Here is a 7,055-nt window from a genome sequence, read left to right on the forward strand (position 1 = left end):
AGGGTGCCAACTATCAGCATCCAGGTGATCACCGGCCTACGCAGGATGACGACGGTCTGCTCTTGGAGAGCACTTTGAGCGGAGCGTTGATTCCGGATACCGAAGAGCCGGTCATCCGACCCATGGCAGAGACTCTCCACTGATCGATACGGTCACCCGGCCTGATCGCCAAGGTCGACATGACCATGGGGCAGGTCACCCGGCGTGATGATCCGGACCCTCAGCAGAGCATCGCGTCTACCGGCCAGCATTACGACGCCCCTCCGATGGCCGGTCATCCGGCCGGTGATCGTCGACTCCGATTGGAGTAGGTGACAGCCGGCCTGCCCGGAGACGACGTGTCGATGTCACGTCGCCCGGCCTCCTCGTTGGCACTTGCGTCTCTCAGGACCGTCAACGATCGTCATCATCGTCGACGTGCGGCGTAGCAGAGGAGGTCGCCAGATGCGTGAGCCTACGAACTCCGAGAGGCGCAGGATCGAAGAGATACGAAGGGTTGCGCTCGATTTCCGGACCCCGGAGCCGAAGAACACCGGCCCGCGCGGTCGTCAGCATCCGGACGTAGTCCGTGCGCAGACCGCTCTCCGGACTGCCGTGTACCGGGATCGGATCAGGTCGGAAAAACGGCCGACAGTCGATGAATTTGGACGTGCTCTCGTCCGTGCGATCGCGATGGCGCCCGACGACGTGCTCGACCGGCTGACACGTGACGACGCTCTGATCGTAGGTCCGGCTCTGCAAACGATGTTGGGAAGGGGCCACGACCCGAGCGATGTTGTCGCCCTGGTCAAGCGGATCCGTCGCATGCGCCGACGCAAGTAATCGCTGGCGTCCCGAGCGTAGTCCGTTTTTTCGAGAGGGGTATTGACGCTCTCTGGACGATCGCCGAATCTCTGACTTGTCCGAAGGTTTGGCGATCTCCGGCACAGTAAAGAGCCTCTCGCGTATGAGCCCCCGCGAGGGGCTTTTCCGTTTTTGCGGTCTGCGCACGTCGTCACGAACGGATCGAATGATGACGCGTCACCGGTGACAACCGGCGACATGACGGCGAAGTCGACCACAGGACGGGACAGGACAGCGGCATACAGAGCGCGCCTCGCAGCGTCGCGAGAGCCGCCTGCTAACATCGTCGCCAACGCGGTCATGTCGGCGTTGGCGGAGTCGATGCTGTCCGGTGAGGGGCCTGTCGACGCCGCCGTCATCATGTCGCGGGCCTCGGAGACCGTCACGCGCAGGGGGGCGTCATCACCGGCGATCCGCGGTCGATGGCGCTCGCACTCGGCCATTGATGATTGGTCTGCATGAACTTCACCTCGCTGCTCATCGTCGCCTTGGAGATGGTGGCGACGAGGCCGACGGCGAAGGAGGCAGCGAGCAAAATAGCAATGATTTGTTCGAGCGCCGCGTCCACTTTCGCAGATGGGACCAGAGGATGTTCTACTCGACGTAGTACGTGTTGGCGCACTTACCGATGTTAGTGGCCGCGTTTCTGGGCAGCCATAACGTCAAGAAGCTTTCCGACTGTTGCAGAATGACAATGAGATCGCAACGGATGCATTGATCGTCGACAGCAGACTGGGATCTAAAGGCGACTTCGAACGTTCGGCGTTCGACTGTTAAGCGCCGATCGGGCTGGCGCCGAGCGCCAAACATTGCTATTTCGCGCGCATGCGAATTCTCCCTCAGAAGGCCCTTCGCGGCTCGGTCACTTCTGTCGATTCAAGGACCAAGCTTCAGGACGAGCCGCCCGGCGTCGACATCGGGCCTCTGCTCTATCTGAGGGGACACGGCGAGGGACGCGTTCAGCTGACGGCGATCTGCGTGACGGCGCGCGATACGATGCCGTCGCTCACGACCGACGAGGGCCGCTCGATCCCGTCGACGATCTACGAATGCGAAGGAAGAAGAGTCGTCCGATACAAGTTCAGCCTGAAGGCCGACGCCGAAGCGTTCTACGAGCTGGACGGCGAGCGGCGCTGTGTAAACACCGACTTCGGCCAAGACCTCCGGATCGCGTTCGTGTCGTGCAACGGCCAGGAAGACGGGGATCTCGAGCGCGACTTCAGCGAGCGGAACGCGATGTGGCGCAGACTTGCGTGCCAGCATGATGACAATCCCTTCCAGCTACTGCTGCACGGCGGCGACCAGATCTATGCGGACGAGATTCTCAGTAGCCACCCGCTGCTGCGCGCGTGGGCAGACGAAGGAGAAAAGCACTCGCTGCATCCGAGCGAAGCTGAGCTCGATGAGCTGCGGACATCGGTGCGGCGCTCGTTCATCGATTGCTATTCGGGAGTACTGGGCTCGGACGAGAGCAACTGGCTGATGGGGCGTGTTCCGTCCCTGACGATGTGGGACGATCACGACATCTGCGACGGCTGGGGCTCGATGTCGGACCGCAAGCTCGACGCGCCGGTCGGTCGCCTGCTTTTCGAGGTCGCGCGCGAGTGCTTCCTGGTCTTCCAGTTCGGCGTCGCCCCGGACGAGGTGCCTGAGATCGTGATCGACCGGACCGCATCCACCCTGACCTGGCACGTAAAGCTGACCGGCCTGCACGTGATAGCTCCGGATCTTCGTTCGGAGCGGCGGCGGCGCCGGGTGATGGGCGAAACCGGATGGCAGGCGCTGTCGGACGCTCTGGCGGCGGTGCACGAGGGTCGCGTCCTGCTTATCTCCAGCGTGCCGGCGCTCGGCCCCCGCCTGTCCTGGATCGAAGGCGTCATGCGGCTCTGGCCGGACATGCAAAAATACGAGGACGATCTCCGCGATCAGTGGCAGAGCCGCGCGCATCGCGCCGAATGGCGTCGGCTGCTTGAAAGTCTCGCCAAGGTCCACGCCGATCCTAAGACCCCGGTGACGGTACTCTCCGGAGAAATCCATCTCGCCACGCGCGGGACATTCGACGTCTCGCCGACCCCAATCCACCAACTCGTCGCGTCAGGCATTTCGCATCCCGCGCCGACAGTGCTTTACGCTCTCGGGCTCGACGTGCTGGCGCGCTTCGGCGAAACGCCGGTGCCGGGGCATGAAATCCGGATGCGCCCTTTGCCGGGCAGAACCTCGATCTACACTTCCCAGCGCAATTTCCTAGTTCTGGAGCGCCGGTCCGGCCATTGGACGGCCTACTGGGAGCTGGAGAAAAGCGGGCGAACCCCTCCGCTCCAGATGTGAGGCCGCCCGGAGGGCAGGGATCGGCACTCGCGTGCCGCTCCCCCACCCGGACTCGCGGTCAATGGTGAAAGCCGAAGCCGCCATGACCGAATCCACCATGGCTGAATCCGCCATGACCGAATCCGCCGTGGCCGATGAAACCGCCATGGTGGCCGAAGTGGTGGCCGATCCCGAAACCCCCGAACAATCCGAACGACGGCCCGTAATAGGGGGCCGCGTAGTAGCCGGGCGGATAGCCGTAGCCGTAGTATGAGGGCGGCCCGACGTATTGTCGCCGGTAGTGATGCCGGTGTCTGACCCGGTGCCCGTAGAGATGTCGGCCGTGCCGTGCATGATGCCGACTGCTGGCGGTGACGTCCGTGATCGACGCGCCGATCGAAGAGCGAGACGTCATCTGAGGGGATGCAGTGGCGTTGGTGCCGAGAAGGCCGCTACATGCGACCGTCACGGTAAGGAGACCGGCGCCGATCCACGGTTTCATTACATTTCCCTTTGCAAAGATGTGTGAGCGAAGATCGCGGCGGCGAAAAGTCGATGCTCGGCTGAAGCGATTAGCGGCAGCGCGGAGCGGTGAATCTCGTCCCCGTCGCGAGGTACTCGGCGAAGCACCGCGACATCGGTGCGACGCCGCGGATGAGAGCACTCAGTGCCGGCGTCCGAGCATGCCAGGGATACGTTGCATCATTCCGCCATGGCGACGGCCCATGCCGAAGCTGTTCATCCTGTGACCGCGGTTGCCCATCCAAGGGCGGACTCCGCGATGACCGCGCTGCCAGCCGCCGTGCGCGGGTCCCGGCCGAGCGAAGCCGTGCTGAGCTTGCGCCTGCGAGACGAACGCCGGCGCGGTGACTCCGAGGGTTGCAACGGCCGCAATCGCCATGATGAAGCTACGCATTGTATTCTCTCCTTTGGATTTGAAGCAGGGGGGGAATTCGAAGTGGCCGATTGCGTTCCTCTCGATCGGCGCATCGCGCGGCGTTCGAGGTGACGCGACCGCCGATAGTTGCGCGATGTTGCATAAGACCAGCGAGAAACACGTATGAATCTGACATACTTATTTCTAACCGAACGGCGGATGCGCATGCGATCATTGATCCAGGCCTATCATTCGCCCGCCGCGACGAGCAACATCGCTCGGCCAAGCCTGCGCCGGATCGCCGACAGCCCGTTTTCGAGTTCGAGCAACGACAAGCCGTCAAGGTCGCCTCTCAGATGCTCTTCGAGCGCCGTCTTCGATGGCTGCACGGCCTTCATGCTCTCCATCGCGGATTCGGTCAGCGACAGAAGAACCAGCCGACGATCGGTCGCAGCGGCGCTGTTGCGGCGAATCAGGCCCCGCATTTCCAGCACCTTCGATTGAGCGGACAGAAAAGACCTGTCGACGTTCAGCAGGGCCGCGACGTCCTTGATCGAGATACCCTCGCCGCGGTCGAGGCTCTCGATTGCCTTCAGCGTGACCCATTGCGAACCGCTGACGCCGATCTGTTTGCCGAGAAGGTCGGCGACGCGCATCAGATAACTTCCGATCGCCGTAAGATCCCAGATCAGTCGGCGCCCCAGCGCATCGAGTTCGCAGGCTTGCACTTCGAGCGCCGGGTCAGCTGGGCCGTTCATATCGGCGTTGGTGATCGTCATGGTACAAACCCTTTCTGAGCTGCGACGGGATTGGCCGGACCGGGCACGCGGTGGTCGCGAGGCGCTGCAGCGCCGGCAGGTCGGCATTTCGCCCCGCCGCGGTTTGCCACCGATGCCGCGGGGCTGGTGCGCGCAGCCTGCGCCGGTGAGAATTGGCTGCTCGCGGTCGGTGAGAACGGCGGCATCATCGACCGGCGTTCTTTCGTCCGAACGTGGCGACGCGGTAGAGATAGATGACGGCCGCGACGATCAGCATGGCGTTCGACACCGGCTCGACAAAGCCGCCGACGCGCGCGTAATTCTGCCCCATCACGTAGCCGGAGATTGCCAGGGCGGCCGTCCAAACTACGGTGCCGGCCGCCGAGTAGGATAGAAACCGCCCAATCGGCATGCCTGCAATGCCCGCTGGCAGCGAGACTACCGTGCGCACGCCGGGGACCAGGCGCCCCACCAATACGGCCCACGTCCCGGACCGCTCAAACCACGCGGCCGCGCGATCGATGTCCGCCGGCGTCATCGTGAGCCAGCGACCGTACGTTTCCGCAAACAGCCGCAGCCGCACCGGGCCCAACATGTGGCCGGCGTAGTACCAAGCCGACGTTCCCGCCAGGGATCCGAGCGTTCCGGCGATGATTACGGTGACAAGACCGACGTTTCCCCGCGAGGCCGCGTAGCCAGCAAGCGGCATTACCACCTCCGAAGGAATCGGTGGAAAGATATTTTCGGCAAGCATCAGAAGGAAGACGCCGAGGGAGCCTGCTCCTTCGATCGCGCCCACAATCCAGTCGAACATGATTCACCTTGATTGATGGAAGGTCTGTCTCTGGAAGCGACGGTCGGCCGTTTCAGAGATATCGGCGCGCCGCATCCACAGCAGGTCTGCAATTTGGAGCAGCCTGGTCGACGATTAGCTCGGGTTGGGTTCGCTTTAGCCATATGTCGAGCGCGATCCCGATTGCCCATCCGGGTTGGCTGGACATGCGGTCGACGAAGGCCGGCACACCCCTGTTCACGCATGACTTCAATTGAGACATGACCTCTGGCGGAACACCGGCTTTTCCCAATCGGTTGTCGAGTTCTGTTTGCAGCGGGCCCGTTATGAATGCGTGGGAGAGGAGAGCGAGAAGTAGAGTTAGCATTTGGAATCAATCCGTCGTTGTGAGAGCGAATTCGGCCCTGTCGGCTGGGCCTTCCGACGTCACACTTGTGCGTTAGGCACGACCACGCCGAGCTTCCGAAGGCGGCTTGCTGCACTCCGCGCGCGGCAAGACGCTCGTCGCGCCGGTGACCGCCGCGTACGCGTGATCTCGACGCTCTCGATGGAGGATGAGAAGGGCTTTGGCTGATGGCCAGGCAGAGTGCGCCCGGCGATTCGCTCAGGTCACCGGCTTTGGAGGCGGTGGGTCGAGGCCTCGGGAGCGATCAGCGAGCGGTCTGTCGGCCCAACCGACCAGCGCGGCGTGCGGCTCGCGAGAGCCAAGAAGAGCTTCAGGTTGACTTGGCGCCGATACCGAAAAGCAACCATGACAGTGGTGACCGGCGATAACGCCGTTCTTTGGGAGTTTCGCTCCGTCGGGTGCAGCTGCACAAACCTGAAATGCAGATCTTCCCGAAGATGGGTCGAGGTCGAGGTCGTGAGGAACGTGAAGAATTCCGGACACCAGGTAGGCCGCCAACACAAGAAAGACCGCGCACGCGCGCAGCGCGTGACTGAATCTGCTTTTGGCATTCCGGCGGCATGAGGCCACGACTACACCCACTCTTTGATCGGTTGGTAACATGGCCTTTGTCGGGATGTCGATGGGCTCCGGCCAAGGTTGTCGAGATCTGCCGGTTCCGTACGAGGAGATGGGCGAAGCGCCAGCTGGACACTTTGCCGCAGCCGCAGAGATGCCGAAATCGTTTAGTCGAGAAGAATGGTCCTTTTGCCGACATCGGTATATCGATCACTCTTGTCTCGTCGATTGCTGCTGCGCATCGGCGCGCTGGCGCTTTTGTTCCTTCATATTTCATTCGTGGCGTTTCACCACCGTTCGGAGTTTTCGATACCGGGACCGGCACTGGTGGTTTCTGATCACGCCCAAGATGACCGCAGCGATCCCGACCTTGTCTCCTCGATAAAAGATTGCCACGGCTGCTTTGCGGCCCTTCATGAGCTTTCGGTGGAATCGGTGAAGTCGGATCCACTCGCGGAGCCGGTGGGTTGGACTTTCGAGCGCCTGGATCGGCTCGGTCAACCACCATTGACG

At 62.5% G+C, this 7,055-nt stretch carries 7 protein-coding genes; 2 read left to right on the forward strand and 5 right to left on the reverse strand.

From position 1 onward, the window contains the following. Positions 1-1,225 precede the first annotated feature (1,225 nt). On the reverse strand, positions 1,226-1,411 hold the full coding sequence (locus DNX69_RS06635) for a hypothetical protein (protein WP_110785236.1): 186 nt from the start codon (positions 1,409-1,411) through the stop codon (positions 1,226-1,228). A gap of 257 nt (positions 1,412-1,668) precedes the next feature. Between DNX69_RS06635 and DNX69_RS06645 the strand changes: the two genes are divergently transcribed. Further along, positions 1,669-3,171, forward strand: a complete 1,503-nt coding sequence (locus DNX69_RS06645) for an alkaline phosphatase D family protein (protein ID WP_110785238.1) — start codon at positions 1,669-1,671, stop codon at positions 3,169-3,171. A 58-nt stretch (positions 3,172-3,229) separates the two neighbouring features. On the opposite strand, the gene DNX69_RS06650 is transcribed toward DNX69_RS06645, so the two are convergent. From DNX69_RS06650 to DNX69_RS06665, 4 genes are all read right to left on the reverse strand, one after another. After that, positions 3,230-3,565 (reverse strand): hypothetical protein, encoded by a 336-nt coding sequence (locus DNX69_RS06650; protein ID WP_110785239.1) that lies wholly within the window; start codon positions 3,563-3,565, stop codon positions 3,230-3,232. 249 nt (positions 3,566-3,814) lie between these two features. Continuing rightward, the gene (locus DNX69_RS06655; RefSeq protein WP_110785240.1) at positions 3,815-4,066 is read right to left on the reverse strand and encodes a hypothetical protein; all 252 of its coding nucleotides are present in this window, start codon (positions 4,064-4,066) and stop codon (positions 3,815-3,817) included. 209 nt (positions 4,067-4,275) lie between these two features. Beyond that, positions 4,276-4,806, reverse strand: coding sequence for a MarR family winged helix-turn-helix transcriptional regulator (locus DNX69_RS06660; protein ID WP_110785241.1), 531 nt, complete (start codon positions 4,804-4,806; stop codon positions 4,276-4,278). Positions 4,807-4,990: 184 nt separating this feature from the next. Beyond that, positions 4,991-5,599 carry a DedA family protein gene (locus DNX69_RS06665; protein ID WP_110785242.1) on the reverse strand — a complete coding sequence of 203 codons (609 nt, stop codon included), beginning with the start codon at positions 5,597-5,599 and terminating at the stop codon, positions 4,991-4,993. Between the two features lie 1,159 nt (positions 5,600-6,758). Between DNX69_RS06665 and DNX69_RS26050 the strand changes: the two genes are divergently transcribed. Next, positions 6,759-7,055, forward strand: a 297-nt coding sequence (locus tag DNX69_RS26050; RefSeq protein ID WP_133255979.1) for a hypothetical protein, incomplete at its 3' end; no start/stop codon positions are given.

The sequence above is a fragment of the Rhodopseudomonas palustris genome (assembly GCF_003226555.1).
Taxonomy (GTDB): Bacteria; Pseudomonadota; Alphaproteobacteria; order Rhizobiales; family Xanthobacteraceae; genus Rhodopseudomonas; species Rhodopseudomonas palustris_I.